Source organism: Oceanicola sp. S124, from assembly GCF_000220565.1.
In the GTDB taxonomy this organism is placed as follows: Bacteria; Pseudomonadota; Alphaproteobacteria; order Rhodobacterales; family Rhodobacteraceae; genus Pseudooceanicola.
This window is the reverse complement of record NZ_AFPM01000335.1, coordinates 24,858-39,812: the sequence shown is the minus strand read 5'-3', so window position 1 is coordinate 39,812 and position 14,955 is coordinate 24,858. Positions and strand designations below refer to the sequence as shown.

General features: G+C 68.5%; 14 protein-coding genes and 1 pseudogene. 5 read left to right on the top strand and 10 right to left on the bottom strand.

Annotated features, from left to right (window positions below):
• Positions 1-82 precede the first annotated feature (82 nt).
• Positions 83-1,012, top strand: coding sequence for a LysR family transcriptional regulator (locus OS124_RS0123055; RefSeq protein ID WP_010142417.1), 930 nt, complete (start codon positions 83-85; stop codon positions 1,010-1,012).
• Here OS124_RS0123055 and OS124_RS25785 read toward each other — a convergent pair.
• The 7 genes and pseudogenes from OS124_RS25785 to OS124_RS0123025 form a co-directional block, all read right to left on the bottom strand.
• On the bottom strand, positions 1,009-2,343 hold the full coding sequence (locus tag OS124_RS25785; protein ID WP_010142416.1) for a lyase family protein: 1,335 nt from the start codon (positions 2,341-2,343) through the stop codon (positions 1,009-1,011). The genes OS124_RS0123055 and OS124_RS25785 overlap by 4 nt on opposite strands.
• On the bottom strand, positions 2,340-2,744 hold the full coding sequence (locus tag OS124_RS28240) for an ATP-binding cassette domain-containing protein (protein WP_010142415.1): 405 nt from the start codon (positions 2,742-2,744) through the stop codon (positions 2,340-2,342). The genes OS124_RS25785 and OS124_RS28240 overlap by 4 nt, the downstream gene beginning before the upstream one ends.
• Positions 2,714-3,481, bottom strand: coding sequence for an ATP-binding cassette domain-containing protein (locus tag OS124_RS28235; RefSeq protein ID WP_202799087.1), 768 nt, complete (start codon positions 3,479-3,481; stop codon positions 2,714-2,716). The genes OS124_RS28240 and OS124_RS28235 overlap by 31 nt, the downstream gene beginning before the upstream one ends.
• Positions 3,482-3,599: 118 nt before the next feature.
• Positions 3,600-3,971: pseudogene (locus OS124_RS28130) on the bottom strand (ATP-binding cassette domain-containing protein); the annotation flags it as partial.
• Positions 3,968-4,876, bottom strand: coding sequence for an ABC transporter permease (locus tag OS124_RS0123035; protein ID WP_010142411.1), 909 nt, complete (start codon positions 4,874-4,876; stop codon positions 3,968-3,970). The gene OS124_RS0123035 and the pseudogene OS124_RS28130, both read right to left, overlap by 4 nt.
• Positions 4,873-5,790 (bottom strand): ABC transporter permease, encoded by a 918-nt coding sequence (locus OS124_RS0123030; RefSeq protein ID WP_010142410.1) that lies wholly within the window; start codon positions 5,788-5,790, stop codon positions 4,873-4,875. The genes OS124_RS0123035 and OS124_RS0123030 overlap by 4 nt, the downstream gene beginning before the upstream one ends.
• Before the next feature lie 62 nt (positions 5,791-5,852).
• Positions 5,853-7,382, bottom strand: coding sequence for an ABC transporter substrate-binding protein (locus OS124_RS0123025; RefSeq protein WP_010142409.1), 1,530 nt, complete (start codon positions 7,380-7,382; stop codon positions 5,853-5,855).
• A gap of 300 nt (positions 7,383-7,682) precedes the next feature.
• On the opposite strand from OS124_RS0123025, the gene OS124_RS0123020 reads away from it, so the two are divergent.
• The 4 genes from OS124_RS0123020 (at position 7,683) to OS124_RS0123005 (ending at position 11,228) form a co-directional block, all read left to right on the top strand.
• Positions 7,683-8,537 carry a metal ABC transporter substrate-binding protein gene (locus OS124_RS0123020; protein WP_272941962.1) on the top strand — a complete coding sequence of 285 codons (855 nt, stop codon included), beginning with the start codon at positions 7,683-7,685 and terminating at the stop codon, positions 8,535-8,537.
• Between the two features lie 77 nt (positions 8,538-8,614).
• Positions 8,615-9,529, top strand: a complete 915-nt coding sequence (locus OS124_RS0123015; RefSeq protein WP_010142407.1) for a manganese/iron ABC transporter ATP-binding protein — start codon at positions 8,615-8,617, stop codon at positions 9,527-9,529.
• Entirely contained in the window at positions 9,526-10,389 is an 864-nt protein-coding gene (locus OS124_RS0123010; protein ID WP_010142406.1) for a metal ABC transporter permease, read from the top strand. The genes OS124_RS0123015 and OS124_RS0123010 overlap by 4 nt, the downstream gene beginning before the upstream one ends.
• Entirely contained in the window at positions 10,386-11,228 is an 843-nt protein-coding gene (locus OS124_RS0123005) for a metal ABC transporter permease (protein WP_010142405.1), read from the top strand. The genes OS124_RS0123010 and OS124_RS0123005 overlap by 4 nt, the downstream gene beginning before the upstream one ends.
• A 20-nt stretch (positions 11,229-11,248) precedes the next feature.
• On the opposite strand, the gene guaD is transcribed toward OS124_RS0123005, so the two are convergent.
• Genes guaD through OS124_RS0122990 form a run of 3 tightly spaced genes read right to left on the bottom strand, consistent with a single transcriptional unit; the run spans position 11,249 to position 14,944 of the window.
• On the bottom strand, positions 11,249-12,613 hold the full coding sequence (guaD, locus tag OS124_RS0123000) for a guanine deaminase (protein WP_010142404.1): 1,365 nt from the start codon (positions 12,611-12,613) through the stop codon (positions 11,249-11,251).
• A gap of 3 nt (positions 12,614-12,616) precedes the next feature.
• A complete protein-coding gene (locus OS124_RS0122995; RefSeq protein WP_010142403.1) occupies positions 12,617-13,255 on the bottom strand; it encodes a glutathione S-transferase family protein in 639 nt (212 codons plus the stop codon).
• Between the two features lie 3 nt (positions 13,256-13,258).
• Positions 13,259-14,944 (bottom strand): Rieske 2Fe-2S domain-containing protein, encoded by a 1,686-nt coding sequence (locus OS124_RS0122990; RefSeq protein WP_010142402.1) that lies wholly within the window; start codon positions 14,942-14,944, stop codon positions 13,259-13,261.
• Positions 14,945-14,955 lie beyond the last annotated feature (11 nt).

The window sequence follows — 14,955 nt, the reverse complement described above, 5'->3', positions numbered from 1 at the left end:
TTGCTCTTTCCGCACTGAACGCGCAGAATGTTGCGGATCCGGCAGGGGAGAGCCGGCGGCCGGAGGGCTGGGGGAGGGACAGATGAACCTACGCGGATTGCGCCTGTTCCGGGCGGTGGTGGCGACCGGCTCGCTTGCCGAGGCGGCCGAGCGGCTGAACCTCTCGGCCTCGGCGGCCAGCCGCTTGCTGTCGCAGCTGGAAGGGCAGTTGCAGATTGCGCTCTTCTCGCGTGACCGGCGCAACCTTCAGCTGACGGAAGAGGGGGCGCTGTTCTACCAGCAGATCTCGAACACGCTGGACGGGCTGGAAGAAATCCCCCTGATCGCCCGTGACCTGCGCTCGCGCTCGCGCAGCTGGCTGTCGGTGGTGACGGCGGCGCCGATGGCGAACGGGCTGGTGGTGCCGACCATCGCCCGGCTGCGCCGCGAGGGGGTCGAGCTGGAATGCACCGTCCACGTCGAGAACCGCTTCGAGATTGAAAGCAAGGTGGCGGCGCGGGGCTACAACATCGGCCTGATCTCCCTGCCGGTGGAAAACGAGATCATCCCCATCGACATCATGCCCCTGCTGCGCTCGCGCCTGTCGGTGCTGATGCCCGAGGGCCATGCGCTGGCGGGCGTCGAGGAAGTGACACTGGCGCAGCTGGCCGAAGAGCCGCTGGTGACGCTGGCGACGGGGCAGCGCTGGCGCTACCGGCTGGAAGAGGTGATGGGCGAGGCGGGCCTGCGTCCGAAGATCGCCTTCGAGACCGGCTCGACGCTGGTGACGGTCGAGATGGTGCGGCAGGGGCTGGGGCTGACGCTGATCGACCCGGTGGTGCTGCCGGCCTCGGCGATGGCGGGGATGGTGATGCGCCCGATGGAGGGCGATCACTGGATCACCTATGCCAGCGTCCATGCCAAGGGGCCGCGTGCCGACCTGTCCGAACTGTTCCTTGATGGTCTTGCCGCCCATGTCGAGGCGCGGCGGCGGGACGAGCCCGGGGTGGCCGGGCTCGTCTACCTGATCTAGCCGGCGATGGCGCGGGCCGTCTCGCGTGCCAGCCCCGCCGCATCGCGCGAGATCCGGGCGCTGTCGCCGCAATAGGCGGCGGGGTCCAGCGCGTTGCGGATCTCGGTCTCGGACATATGCGCCAGCAGGGCGGGCGAGGCGACCAGCGCCTCGGTCGGGCTGTCGCCCGGGGCGCGGTGATCCAGCGCGTGGTGGATCAGGTCATGCGCCTCGGCCCGGCCGGTCAGCGGCGCGAGGCGCATCATCAGCCCCTCGGTGGCGATGGCCCCACCCGACAGCGCGGCATTCTCGGCCATCTTCGGCGCCTTCACCTCGATCCGGCCCAGCAGGGCGTCGAAGCCCTCGGCCATCTCCCATGCCAGGGGCACGGCGCGATCCAGCAGCGTGGACAGCATCTGGTTCTGCGCCGAATCCCCCTCATGGCTTGAGCGGCCCGTTTCCATCGCCGGGCCGGCGAGGCCGCGCAGCTCTCCGGTCTGGGCCAGTACCCGCACGACGTACTTGGGGTTGACCTTGTGCGGCATGGTGGACGAGCCGACGGTGCCCGCGTCCAGCCGCTCGGCGATCTCGCCGATCTCCTGCGTCATCAGCAGGTAAAGCTCTGCCGCCACCCGCTCAAGCGTCATCGCCAGCAGGGACAGCTGGGTGATGTAGTCGGCAAAGAGGTCGTTGATCGCCCGGCCCGGCACCAGCAGCGTGCCCAGCCCCATGCGGGCCGCGAGGCGGCGGTTCAGCTCGGCGCCCTCAGGGCCGAAGGCATGCATGGCACCGACCGCGCCGCCGAAGGGCAGCACGAATAGGCGACGCCCCCCGTCCGACAGGCGATCCAGCGCGCGGGTCAGTTCCTCGATCCAGCCCGCCACCTTGAAGCCGTAGCTGATCGGCAGGGCGTGCTGGCGGTTGGTGCGGCCCGGCATCAGGGTCTCGGCGTGGGTCTCGGCCATCTCGGCCAGCTTGAGCAGCGCCTGTCCCAGGGCCTTGCGGATCGCCCGGTCGGCCTCGCGGATCAGCAGGATACGCCCCGTCTGCATGACGTTCTGAGTGGTTGCCCCCCAATGCACATAGGCTCCGGCCTCGCCCGCCGCCGCCGCCAGCAGGCGGGTCAGCGACAGGATCGGCGCATGGGTGACACGGATGTCGGCCTGAAGTTCCTCGATGCCGATGCGCGCTAGGCTTGCGGCCTCCCGGATGCCTCTTGCCGCGTCGGCGGGGATGATCCCCATCTCGGCCTGTGTCTCGGCCAGGGCGGCCTCGACATCCAGCCAGCTTTGCCAGAGCGTTTCGCGGGCAAACAGCGTCGCGGGCGTCAGGGCGGTGGTCGAAAGCTTCACTGCACCGCCTCCATCTCTTGCGTGGCGCCAAAGCGCGGCGCAGCGGCCAGCAGGCGCGCGGTGTAGTCGTTGGACGGATTGCCCAGCACGTCGCGGGCGCTGCCTTCCTCGACCACGCGGCCCTGGTACATCACCGCGACACGGTCGGCGGTCTCATGCACCACGGCCATGTCATGGGTGATCAGCAGGCAGGTCAGGCCCATCTTGGCGCGCAGGTCGTCCAGCAGCTCGAGGATCTGCGCCTGGACCGAGACATCCAGCGCCGAGGTCGGCTCGTCGCAGATCAGCGCCTCGGGTTCGGTGATCAGGGCGCGGGCGATGGCCACCCGCTGGCGCTGTCCGCCCGACAGCTGGCTGGGGTAGGCGTGGATCAGGCGACCGGGCAGGCGCACCTTCTCCATGGCGTCCTTGACGGCAGCGAGGCGCGAGGCGCTGTCGCCCTCGCCACGCAGCACGAGGGGGCGGCGATGATCTCGCTCAGCCGGCGGCGCGGGTTCAGCGAGGTGTAGGGGTCCTGGAAGACCGGCTGCACGAGGCTGGCGCGTTCGGCGCCGGGCAGATCCAGCACCGGGCGGCCCAGCATCCGCACGTCGCCCGCATCAGGCAGGTCGAGCCCCAGCAGGATGCGCGCCAGCGTCGACTTGCCCGAGCCGCTTTCGCCGATCACCGCCAGCGTCTCTCCGCGCCGCAGTTCCAGCGAGACGTCATCCAGCGCCCGCACGGTCTTCTTCGGGCCGAACAGACCCTTGCGCGAGTGGAATTCGCGGCAGAGGTTGGTGGCCGAGATGACCTTTTCGACCTCTGGCGCGGCGGCGGCCTGGGCGGGCACGCGGGCCGGTCCGTCAAGGCGCGGGATCGCGGCCAGCAGGGCCTTGGTGTAGTCGTGCTGCGGGCGGTAGAGGACATCCTGCGCGGTGCCCTGTTCGACCAGCTCGCCCAGGTACATCACCGCCACGCGGTCGGTGCGTTCGGCGACCACGGCCAAGTCATGGCTGATCAGGATCAGGCCCATGCCGCGCTCGCGGCGCAGGTCGTCGAGCAGGTCGAGGATCTGCGCCTGCACCGTCACGTCCAGCGCGGTCGTCGGCTCGTCCGCGATCAGCAGTTCCGGGTCCAGCATCAGGGTCATGGCGATCATCACGCGCTGGCGCTGGCCGCCCGACATCTGGTGCGGGGAACTGGCTCATCCGGCCTTCGGGGTCGGGGATGCCGACGCGGTCCAGCAAGTCGATGGCCTTCTTGCGCGCCGCGGCTTCGCTCAGCAGGCCGCGGGCCACGGTGGCCTCGGTCATCTGCCGCCCGATGGTGTAGACCGGGTTCAGCGAGGTCATCGGCTCTTGGAAGATCATGCCGATGCGGGGGCCGGGGATCTGGCGGGCGAAGTCGGGATCGCTCAGGTCGCGCAGGTCCTGACCGGCAAAACGCAGCGCCGTGGCCTCGCAGGTGGCGGACCGGGGCAGCAGGCGCATCAGCGCCAGCGCGGTCATCGACTTGCCCGAGCCGCTTTCGCCCACGATGCCAAGGCTTTCGCCGGGCTCAAGCGTCAAGGTCACGTCGCGCACGGCCTTCAGCGGGCCATTGGGCAGCGCCAGGGTGACGTCGAGGTTCTGGATATCAAGCAGGCTCATTCGTTGCGCCCTTCCGGAGAGGTGATGTCGCGCAGGCCGTCGCCCATCAGGTTGGCGCCGATGACCAGCAGGAACAGGCAGATGCCGGGCAGGATGACCAGCCAGGGCCGGTAGAACATGGCCTGCTTGCCCTCGGCGATCATCAGACCCCAGGAGGGGGTCGGGGGCTGGATGCCCACGCCGAGGAAGCTCAGGGAGCTTTCGGCGAGGATGGCGATGCCCAGTTCGAAGGTGAAGATCACGATGATCGCCGAGGCGAGGTTGGGCAGGATCTCGTGCCAGATGATCTGGCGGGACGAGGCGCCCGAGGCCTTGGCGGCGGCGACGAAATCGAGGTTGCGGATGCGCTGCGTGGCGGCGCGGGTGACGACCAGGTAGTAGGTCCAGTGCAGCACGCCGACGATGCCGATCACGACCCAGATCGAGGGGCCGATGATGAACACCAGCGCCATGGCCAGCAGCAGGCCGGGCAGGGCCAGCTGGGCGGTCAGCAGGAAGCTGATGGCATGGTCGATCCAGCCGCCGAAATAGCCCGCCATGACGCCGAGCGTGACGCCGATCACCAGCCCGACCGAGGCGGCGCCGATGCCGATGGTGATCGACACGCGGGTGCCGTAGATCAGCCGGCTCAGGTAGTCGCGGCCGTTCTGGTCGGTGCCCAGGATGTGCTCCCATGTGCCGCCCTCGGACCAGACCGGGGGCAGCATGCGGGTCGAGAGCGACTGCACGTAGGGATCATGCGGCGCGATCAGCGGAGCGAAGATCGCCACCACGACGATAGCCAGGATGATCGAGGCGCCGATCAGGAAGCCGGTATGGCCGAACAGGCGCTTGCGGAAGATCTGGCCGGGGGTGAGGGGCGTTGCCTCTTCCACGGCCGTCAGGGTGATGTCTGTGGTGCTCATCCGATGCGGATCCTCGGGTCAAGCGCCGCATTCAGGATGTCGGCGAGCAGGTTCATGGCGACGAAGACGATGGCGAAGACGAAGATCAGCATCTGCACGGTGGGGATATCCATGCCGAGGATGCTTTCCAGCGCCAGCCGCCCGAGGCCGTTGATGGCAAAGATGCTTTCGGTGATGACCGAGCCGCCGAACTTCTGGCCCAGTTGCACGGCCAGCACCGAGATCACCGGCAGCAGGGCGTTGCGCAGGGCGTGGCGGCGCAGCAGCGACCAGCCGCGGAAGCCCTTGGAACGGGCGGTGCGGATGTAGTCGGCGCCCATCACCTCGATCAGGCCGGTGCGGGTCAGGCGCATCACGGCGGGCACCGAAGAGGCGCCAAGGACGAAGGCCGGCAGCACGAAGTGCTTCCAGGTGCTGTCGCCCGAGACCGGGAAGATCGGCATCATCACCCCGAAGAGGATGATCATGATCAGGCCCAGCCAGAAGTTTGGCACCGCCTGCGCCGAGACGGCGACGCCGAGGGCGAAGCGGTCGACCCAGGAATTCGGGTTCAGCGCGGCCAGCGCGCCCAGGGGAATGGCGATGAGGATGGTGACCGAGAGGGCCGAGAGCGCGAGGGCGATGGTCTCGTCGGCGCGGTCGATGACCAGGTCCGCCACCGGCTTGTGCCAGTAGTAGCTTTCGCCGAAGTCGCCCTGCAGCACGCCGCCGAGCCAGTCGAAGTAGCGCACCGTCAACGGCTGGTCGAGGCCGTAGCGGGCGCGGATCGCCTCGATCACCTCGGGGGTGGCGTCCTCGCCGGCGATGGCCTGGGCAGGGTCGCCGGCCACGTTCAGCAGCAGGAAGGCCGCGAGGGAGACAGTGAAGGCCACGGCCAGGGCAAGGGCCCCCCGCAGCGCGATGTATCTGAGCATTCTGGGTCCTCCAAGGGGCAGGGGCCGGAAGATCGGCCCCTGCCGTCAGCTGTCAGGCCGGCTTATTTCCAGCTGGAATTCTGCAGACGGGGCAGGCCGTCGGGATCCAGCGGGAAGTCCAGCTCGGGCGAGACGAGGTAGTTCGCCGAGTAGGTGAAGAGCGGGGCCCAGAGGGCTTCATCGGCGATCTTGCCGAGGGCGGAGGCATAGATCGCCTTGCGCTCGGCCTGGTCGTTGGTCTGCTCGGCCGAAAGGATTTCCTCGGCCAGGGCCTCGTCGCCGGTCATGTTGCGGTCGCTGGACATGTCGAAGTGGATCCGCGCGATGGCTGCCGTGTCGGCGGTGCCGCCAGAGCCCCAGGTGCCGATATAGGCGGGGATGTCGCGGGAGGCGCGGGCCTGGTTGAGGCTTTCCAGCTTGACGTAGCGCAGGTCCACGTCGATGCCGGCCGCCGTCAGGTCGGCGGCCACGGCCTCGGCCACGGGCTTCTCGCGGTAGGCCCAGAGCGGCAGGGTGAACCCGTCGGCGTAGCCGGCTTCGGCCAGCAGGGCCTTCGCCTTCTCGGGGTCGTACTCGTAGTTGGTGACCGAGGTGTCGCAGCCGAACTGCGCCGGGTGGCAGGCGGTGTGGATCGCCTCGGCAGAGCCGCCGATGAGATACTGCGCCATCTCGGGCTTGTTCAGGGCGTGGTTGATCGCCTGGCGCACCTTGACGTTGGTCAGCGGGCCCTCGGGATCGGTGTAGCCATGGCTGTCCAGCACGATGAAGGCGACGCGCAGGTCGGGACCGGCCAGGTGGGTGGCCATCGGCGTGGCGCCCAGGCTTTCGGCCAGGTCCAGCGGCACGTTGAACATCCAGTCGATGCCGCCCGACATCATTTCCGCCTGCTGGGTGCCGACATCGGGGATGTTGCGCACGACGATATGCTCGATGGCGGGCGCCTCGCCGAAGTAGTCCGCGTTGCGCTCGAGCACCAGCTCGGTGCCGGGCTCGAAGGAGACGACCTTGTAGGGGCCGGTGGCGTTCAGGTTCTGCGCCATGGCATCGCGGTCGACCTCGCCGCCGGCGTCATAGGTGCCGTCCTTGCGGATCATGATCCGGGCGGCCATGTCGCGGATCACCAGCGGATAGACCGAGTTCAGGTGGAAGCGGACGGTGTTCGGGCCGGTGACCTCGGCGTTGTCCAGCCAGCGGCGCACGACGCCGGCGGCGTTGCTCTCGCTGCGCTCGTCCTTGATCCAGTTGTAGGTATAGGCCACGTCGGCGGGGGTCAGGGTGCTGCCGTCGTGGAACTTCACGTCGTCGCGCAGGGTCACGTCCAGCGTGGTCTCGTCGAGAAACTCGTAGCCGGTCGCGATCGAAGGGTTCACTTCCTGCGTCTCGGGGTCGATATCGAAGAGCGTCGCATCCGTCAGCTGGGCGAGGATGATATATTCGCGCTTGGTGGTGTAGTTGTAGTCGAGGTTCAGGATCTCCTCGGACATGGCCGCCCGCAGCGTGTCGTCGGACGGGCCGGCAAAGGCCGGGGTGATCGCGGTGGCAAGCGCAAGCGCGCTCGCGGCGCCGAGATGGCGCCAACGGAATTGTTGCATGGTGTCCTCCCTTGGATCGTGCCTCACCTTAAGTTCCCGGCGGTGGCAACCAAAATTGCAAAGATCGGTCCTTCGATTGCAATTTTCGCAAGTCTTGACCGTGCAGATGCAGAAACCGGGGCTGTGGTGCCCGCCGGTCGGCATCTTTCCACGCAGAAACAGGGTTTTTGTTGAGAACGGTTCTCAGGAGTCTTGACTTGTCTCCGGCGCGCGCTCTTAGATGAGAATAACTCGCAACAAGGAGCTGCAGGAATGAAGATCGTGGCGAAATCGCTGCTGGCGGGGACGGCAGTGGCGCTGATGCTGGGGCAGGGCGCGCTGGCCGGGGACAAGCTGAAGGTGGTGACCACCTTCACCGTCCTGGCGGACATGGCGCAGCAGGTGGCGGGCGATGCCGCCGAGGTCGCCTCGATCACCAAGCCGGGGGCCGAGATCCACGGCTACGAGCCGACGCCGCGCGACATCGTGCGTGCCCAGGGCGCCGACCTGATCCTGTGGAACGGCCTGAACCTCGAACTGTGGTTCGAACAGTTCCTTGCCAACCTCAAGGACGTGCCCTCGGCGACCCTGACCGAAGGCATCGACCCGATCCCGATCGCCCAGGGCGCCTATGAGGGCAAGCCCAATCCCCATGCCTGGATGGGGCTGGATAACGCGCTGATCTACATCGACAATATCGAGAAGGCGCTGAGCGCTCAGGACTCGGGGAATGCCGAGGTCTACGCCGCCAATGCCGAAGCTTACGCCGAGCGGCTGAAGGCCACGCTGGAACCGCTGCGCGACGAGATCGCGACGATTCCCGAGGCGCAACGCTGGCTGGTGACCTGCGAAGGCGCCTTCAGCTACCTGGCGCGCGATTTCGGCATGAAAGAGCTGTACCTCTGGCCGATGAACGCCGACCAGATGGGCACGCCGCAGCAGGTGCGTGCGGTGATCGACGGGGTGCGCGATAACGAGATTCCCGTGGTCTTCTGCGAGAGCACGGTCAACACCGCCCCCGCCGAACAGGTCGCGCGCGAGACGGGTGCCCATTACGGCGGCGTTCTCTACGTCGACAGCCTGTCGAAAGAGGGCGGCCCGGTGCCCTCCTATCTCGATCTTCTGCGCGTCACCGCGGAAACCATTGCAAACGGGCTGGAAGACGGTCTGAAGTAAGCGCGGCGCGGCCGCCTCGGGCGGCCCGTCGCAGGCCGTCCCGCCCCCGTTGGCGGTGTCGGCGGAAAGCGAATGAGATGAAAGACGAACAGCAAGCTCCGGTCACCATCCCGGGCCAGCACGAAGATCCCGAGGGCGGTATCTGCGCCCGTGACGTCACGGTCACCTACCGCAACGGCCACACCGCGCTGCGGCACGCCAGCTTCGAGATCCCGCGCGGCACCGTGACCGCCCTCGTCGGGGTCAACGGGGCCGGGAAATCCACCCTGTTCAAGGCGATCATGGGCTTCGTGCCGGTGGCAGGCGGAGAGATCCGGCTGCTGGGCATGAGCGTGAAGGACGCCCTGCGCAAGAACCTCGTGGCCTATGTGCCGCAGAGCGAGGAGGTCGACTGGTCCTTCCCGGTGCTGGTCGAGGACGTGGTGATGATGGGGCGCTACGGCCACATGGGCTTCCTGCGCCGTCCGAAGGCGGCGGACCATGCGGCGGTGGAACAGGCGCTGAGCCGGGTCAACATGCTGGATTTCCGCAAACGCCAGATCGGCGAGCTGTCGGGCGGCCAGAAGAAGCGCGTCTTCCTGGCGCGCGCACTGGCCCAGGAAGGGCAGGTGATCCTGCTGGACGAGCCCTTCACCGGCGTCGACGTCAAGACCGAAGACCAGATCATCGCCCTGCTGCGCGAGCTGCGCGACGAGGGCCGGGTGATGCTGGTCTCGACCCACAACCTGGGCACCGTGCCTGAATTCTGCGACCGCACCGTGCTGGTCAAGGGCACCGTGCTGGGCTACGGGCCCACCGAGACCACCTTCACCCACGAGAACCTGGCCCGCGCCTTCGGCGGCGTGCTGAGGCATTTCACCCTCGGCGGCTCGGACCTGCATGACGACGAGGACGAGCGCCACGTCACCATCCTGACCGACGACGAACGCCCCTTCGTGCAATACGGAGAGCCCGCCCGGCTGCCTATCCGGACGAAGGAGCGCGACGAATGAGCCAGCTGCTCGATCCGTTCACCTACGGCTACATGCTGAACGCCATGTGGGTCTCGGCCCTGGTCGGCGGAGTCTGCGCCTTCCTGTCTTCCTACCTGATGCTGAAGGGCTGGTCGCTGATCGGCGATGCACTCAGCCATTCGGTGGTGCCCGGCGTGGCGGGGGCCTACATGCTGGGCCTGCCCTTCGCGCTTGGCGCCTTCCTGTCGGGCGGGCTGGCGGCGGCGGCGATGCTGTTCCTGTCGGACCGCTCGGGGCTGAAGGTCGACGTGATCATCGGCCTGATCTTCACCTCGTTCTTCGGGCTGGGGCTGTTCATGGCCTCGGTCAATCCGATCGCGGTGTCGATCCAGACCATCACCATGGGCAATATCCTGGCCATCGCCCCGGATGACACGCTGCAACTGGTGATCATCGGGGTGGTCTCCCTCGTGGTGCTGCTGGCGAAGTGGAAGGACCTCGTGGTGGTCTTCTTCGACGAGAACCACGCCCGCTCCATCGGGTTGCGCCCGGGGCTGCTGAAGGCGGTGTTCTTCGTGCTGCTCTCGGCCTCGGTGGTGGCGGCGATGCAGACCGTCGGCGCCTTCCTGGTGATCGCCATGGTGGTGACGCCGGGGGCCACGGCCTACCTGCTCTGCGACCGCTTCTCGCGGCTGATCATGACCTCGGTTGCCATCGGCACGCTGACCAGCTTTGCCGGGGCCTATCTCTCGTATTTCCTCGACGGGGCGACGGGCGGGGTGATCGTGATCCTGCAGACGCTGGTCTTCCTCACCACCTTCGTGCTGGCGCCCAAGCACGGCATGCTGGCGGCCCGCCGCCGCGCCGCCGAGGCCCTGGCCGGGGAGATCGGGGCATGATCGACACCCTGCTGATGCCGCTGCAATTCCCCTTCATGCAGAACGCCTTCCTGATCGGCATGATCGTCGCCGTGCCGACCGGGCTGCTGTCGTGCTTCCTCGTCCTCAAGGGCTGGGCGTTGATGGGAGACGCGATTTCCCACGCCATCCTGCCCGGCGTCGTACTGGCCTATATCCTCGGCGTGCCGCTGATCCTCGGCGCCTTCCTGGCGGGGATGACCACGGCGCTGGCCACCGGCTACCTTGCCGAGAACAGCCGGGTGAAGCAGGACACCGTGATGGGCGTCGTCTTTTCGGGCATGTTCGGGCTGGGCATCGTGCTTTACACCTCGATCCATACCAACGTGCATCTCGACCACATCCTCTTCGGCAACATGCTGGGCGTGGGGCCGGGGGATCTGTGGACGGCGGGGCTGATCGCCCTGGCGGTCTCGGGCGTGTTGCTGCTGAAGTGGCGCGACCTCCTGCTGCATGCCTTCGATCCGGCGCAGGCCCGGGCCTCGGGTCTGCGGGTCGGGCTGCTGCACTACGGGTTGCTGACCGTGCTGTCGCTGACCATCGTGGCCACGCTCAGCGCCACGGGGCTGATCCTGGCGGTGGCGCTGCTGATCGCGCCGGGGGCCATCGCCTTCCTGCTGACGCGCAGCTTCGGACGCATGATGGCGCTTTCTGTGGCGGTCTGCATGCTCTCGATGCTGGGTGGCAGCTATGCCAGCTTCTGGCTCGACAGCTCTCCGGCGGCGACGGTGGTGCTGGTGCTGACGGCGATCTTCCTCGCCGCCTTCCTGTGGCGCAACTTGAGCACCCGACGCGCCTCGCGGCGGGTCGACGCCACCTAGGCCCGCGCAACGGCGCCGCGTCAGTCGAGGCGGCGTTTCCCGTCGACCCAGACCTCTGCGATGGCGCCCCGGTCGGCGGTGAGCACGAGTTTCTCGAACAGCTCTTCCAGCGGGTCCAGCGCGGGGTAGTAGCGCAGGCTCGAGCCGGGGGCATTGGTCGCAATCGCCAGTGCATCAAAGCGGTAGCCCTCGCGGAATTGCCCGATGGGCAGTCGCAGCGCTTCCCCGCCCGAGGCGGTTGCCAGCCAGAAGGTCTCGACGGTGCCGAGCGGCCGCGTGCCGGGGCCGCGCGTCTCGGGCGGCAGCGCGGGATCGGTGCCCGAGGCGGCGTGGCGCGAGGCCATCAGCGCGTGGCGCGCCGCATCAAACAGCGAGGGGCTGAACCCGCCCGAGATATCGGTGCCCAGCCCCACCTTCACGCCCCGCTCGATTGCGGCGCGCAGGGGGAAGACCGCATTGGCGAAATAGGCGTTGGACATCGGGCAATGGGCCACGGCAGAGCCATGGGCGCAGATGATCTCCATGTCGCCCCCGGTGACGAAGTTCGAATGTGCCAGCACCGTGCGGTCGGTCAGCAGACCGTGCCCCGAGAGCGCCTCGCAATCGGTCTGGCCGAGGCGGGCGGCGACATGGCCGACCTCCCAGTCGCTTTCCGAGCAATGGGTCTGGACATGGCAATCCAGCTCGCGCGCCATGGCGCCCAGACCCGCCAGCAGCTCGTCCGAGCACGAGGGGATGAAGCGCGGCGTGATGACGGGCAGCACCAGCGGGTCGTCGCCGGCCAGTGCGCGCAACTCGGTGACGAAACGGCGCGTCTCGGCCAGCCCCTCCTCGGCACTGGCGTCACGGTAGTAGGGGGGGCAGTTGTCGGGATCGTCCATGGCGACCTTGCCGATCAGCGCCCGCTGGCCGTGGCGCAGGCAGGCCTCGGCGAGAACGAGGTTGGGCGCCACCTCGACCGAGCCGAAGTAGACCGCCGTCGTCGTGCCATGGGCCAGCAGGGTGGCGACCATCTCGTCGTAGACCTCGGCGGCGAAGGCAGTATCGGCAAAGCGCGCCTCCATCGGGAAGGTGTACTTTTGCAGCCAGGCCTCCAGCGGCGCATCCAGCGCCTTGCCAAGCTGGGGCCATTGGGGTGCGTGGATATGCAGGTCGATCAGGCCGGGGATCAGGACGCTGCCCTCGGGCAGTTCGCTCAGCACGCCCCGCTGGCGGGCGGCCTCGATCAGGGCGGGGCGCTCGGGGTGATCGGGGGGCAACAGGCGGGTTATGGTGCCCGAGGTGTCCAGCACGAAGGCGTGGTCTTCCAGCACCTCCAGACGATCCCGGGCAGGGGTGTGGAAGGCGGTGCCCGTGACGACACGGGCGAAATCTTGGGTCTTCATGCGTCAGGCGCCGATCTTTGCAGGGAAAATGCCGGGCATCACCTCGAAACCCGGGATGCGCTTCACGCGGTCGCTCCAGCGGCGCAGGGCGGGGTAGTCCTCGCGCGCGATGCCGCCCTCTTCGGAAAGCATCACGTCGGGGAAGCAGGCGATCTCGGCCAGGGTTGGCTGGAGGGTGCGGCACAGCCAGTTGCCGCCCTCGCGCTCGCGGAACCACAGGTGTTCGTCCATCCGCTCGAAGAGCTGATGCGCCCGGGCCTGCGCGGCCGCGAGATCGAGGTCGAACTCCATGCCGGCGGCCAGCCGCGCCGCGCCTGCCGAGGTCGCGAGACCCTCGGCAAAGCCCAGCCAGTGCTGCACCTCGCCCGCCAGTGCGGGGTCGCGCGGCAGCCAGGGCCCGCCCGGCGCGTGGCGTTCGGCGAGGTAGACGAGGATTGCATGGGCCGAGCAGAGCCGCAGGTCGCCTTCGTCCCAGACCGGCAGGGTGCCGAGCGGGTTCACCGCCAGGAAGGCGGGCGAGAGGTGCTTCATCCCGGGGAAGAAATCCACGTTATGGCGGTCATAGGGGATGCCGAGGATCGCCGCCAGCAGGCGCACCTTGTAGCAATCCGCCGAGAGGTCGAAGTCGTAAAGTGTTGGCATGGCTCAGAGATCCAGGATGAGGCGGTCGGACTTGGCGCGGCTGACGCAGGTCAGGATCTTCTCTCCGGCGGCCTTCTCGGCGCCGGTCAGGTAGACGTCCTGATGATCCGGCTCGCCCTCCAGCAGGCGCACCATGCAGGTGCCGCAGGCGCCCTGGCTGCAGGACGAGGGCGGCGCCACCCCGGCCTCTTGCAGCACCGAGAGGATCGAGCGCCCGGCGGGCACCTCCAGCGACAGGGCCGAACGCGCCAGTTCGATGCGGAAGCTCGACGAGGTGTCAATCTCGCGGGTGTTGGCGAAATACTCGAAGTGGACGGCGGCCTCGGGCCAGCCCGCTTCGGCGGCCGTGGCGCGGGCGGCGTCCAGCATCGGGGCGGGGCCGCAGACATAGACCTGACGGTCGGCGCCAGGACCCTTCAGGATGCCTTGCAGCGCCAGGGTGGTCTGGGCCGCGTCCAGCCCGAGGTAGGGCACCATCCGCTCGCCCAGCAGGGCCAGCCGCTCGCCGAAGGCGAGGGTCTCGGCACTGGCGGCGAAGTAGTGCAGGGTGAAGGGCAGCCCCTCGTCCCGCAGCGCGGCGGCCATGGACAGCAGGGGCGTCACGCCGATGCCCCCGGCGATCAGCACGGTCTCTTCGGCGTCGCGGCGCAGGGTGAAGTTGTTGCGCGGCTCGGAGATCGCCAGCAGGTCGCCCTCGGCCAGGCTGTCGTGGATCGCGGCAGAGCCGCCGGTGCTTTGGGCCTCGCGCTTGATGCCGATGACGTAGCGGTCGGTCTCGCCCGGGGCATTGACCAGCGAATACTGGCGCAGCAGCCCGTTGGGCAGCGCGACGTCGATATGGGCGCCGGGCTGGGAGGCGGGCAGGGTGCCGCGCAGCCCGGCCAGCTCCAGTGCGACGATGTCCTCTCCGACGATCTGCTTCTTCGCCACGCGCACCCGGATGCGGGCGGGGCCCGAGACCATCTCGGGCATCTCGGCCAGTTCGGGCGCAACCCGTTCCGAGCGGTGCGGGATCGGCGCGGGCACGGGCAGGGTCGCGGCGCGGCGCTCGATCTCGTCCCGCGCCAGCCGCAGGACCAGCGAGAGGCGGCGCAGCAGGGGCAGGGGCGCCTCGTCCGACAGCACCAGCCCGCGCAGCACCGCGCGGCCGGCATCGGCGGCCTGCACCATCAGGCGCAGGCGGCCCGCGGGGCCGCTGGCGACCAGATCCTGCCCGAGCGGTCCGAAGCCCTCGGGTGACAGCCCGGCCAGCACCGCGCGCGCCAGTTCGGGCGCGGCGGCGACGGGCTGGGGCCGCAGGGCCAGGGCCCCGGCGCCGAGGCTTTCGGGGCGCGGTGGATCGACGGGGGCGAAATGGGTCCAGATCAGCCCGTCCTGTTCCAGCGCCGGCCAGGTCCGGTTGCAGATGGTGTGCGGCGGGGCGTCGGCAGGATGGGCGGGGATGTAGGTGCAGCCGGCATTGCGGTTTGCATAGCGCCAGCCGTGGTACTGGCAGACCAGCTCGCTGCCGGTGTTGACGCCGATCGACAGGCGCACGCCCCTGTGCAGGCAGCGGTTTTCCCAGACGTTGACATTGCCGTCGTCGGCCCGCCAAATCGCCAGCTCCTGCCCCAGAAGGCGGCCCTGGAAGACATGGCGCGGCGCCAGGTCCGATGCATTGGCCACGGGGACCCAGGTCATATCGCTCATTGGCTTGGTCC

Bases quoted from the DNA above. Each gene is read 5' to 3' on its own strand.
- OS124_RS0123055 (WP_010142417.1), top strand. From the start codon at position 83: ATGAACCTACGCGGATTGCGCCTGTTCCGGGCGGTGGTGGCGACCGGC.
- OS124_RS28240 (WP_010142415.1), bottom strand. From the start codon at position 2,744: ATGGAGAAGGTGCGCCTGCCCGGTCGCCTGATCCACGCCTACCCCAGC.
- OS124_RS28235 (WP_202799087.1), bottom strand. From the start codon at position 3,481: ATGATCGCCATGACCCTGATGCTGGACCCGGAACTGCTGATCGCGGAC.
- OS124_RS0123035 (WP_010142411.1), bottom strand. From the start codon at position 4,876: ATGAGCACCACAGACATCACCCTGACGGCCGTGGAAGAGGCAACGCCC.
- OS124_RS0123030 (WP_010142410.1), bottom strand. From the start codon at position 5,790: ATGCTCAGATACATCGCGCTGCGGGGGGCCCTTGCCCTGGCCGTGGCC.
- OS124_RS0123025 (WP_010142409.1), bottom strand. From the start codon at position 7,382: ATGCAACAATTCCGTTGGCGCCATCTCGGCGCCGCGAGCGCGCTTGCG.
- OS124_RS0123020 (WP_272941962.1), top strand. From the start codon at position 7,683: ATGCTGGGGCAGGGCGCGCTGGCCGGGGACAAGCTGAAGGTGGTGACC.
- OS124_RS0123015 (WP_010142407.1), top strand. From the start codon at position 8,615: ATGAAAGACGAACAGCAAGCTCCGGTCACCATCCCGGGCCAGCACGAA.
- OS124_RS0123010 (WP_010142406.1), top strand. From the start codon at position 9,526: ATGAGCCAGCTGCTCGATCCGTTCACCTACGGCTACATGCTGAACGCC.
- OS124_RS0123005 (WP_010142405.1), top strand. From the start codon at position 10,386: ATGATCGACACCCTGCTGATGCCGCTGCAATTCCCCTTCATGCAGAAC.
- guaD (WP_010142404.1), bottom strand. From the start codon at position 12,613: ATGAAGACCCAAGATTTCGCCCGTGTCGTCACGGGCACCGCCTTCCAC.
- OS124_RS0122995 (WP_010142403.1), bottom strand. From the start codon at position 13,255: ATGCCAACACTTTACGACTTCGACCTCTCGGCGGATTGCTACAAGGTG.
- OS124_RS0122990 (WP_010142402.1), bottom strand. From the start codon at position 14,944: ATGAGCGATATGACCTGGGTCCCCGTGGCCAATGCATCGGACCTGGCG.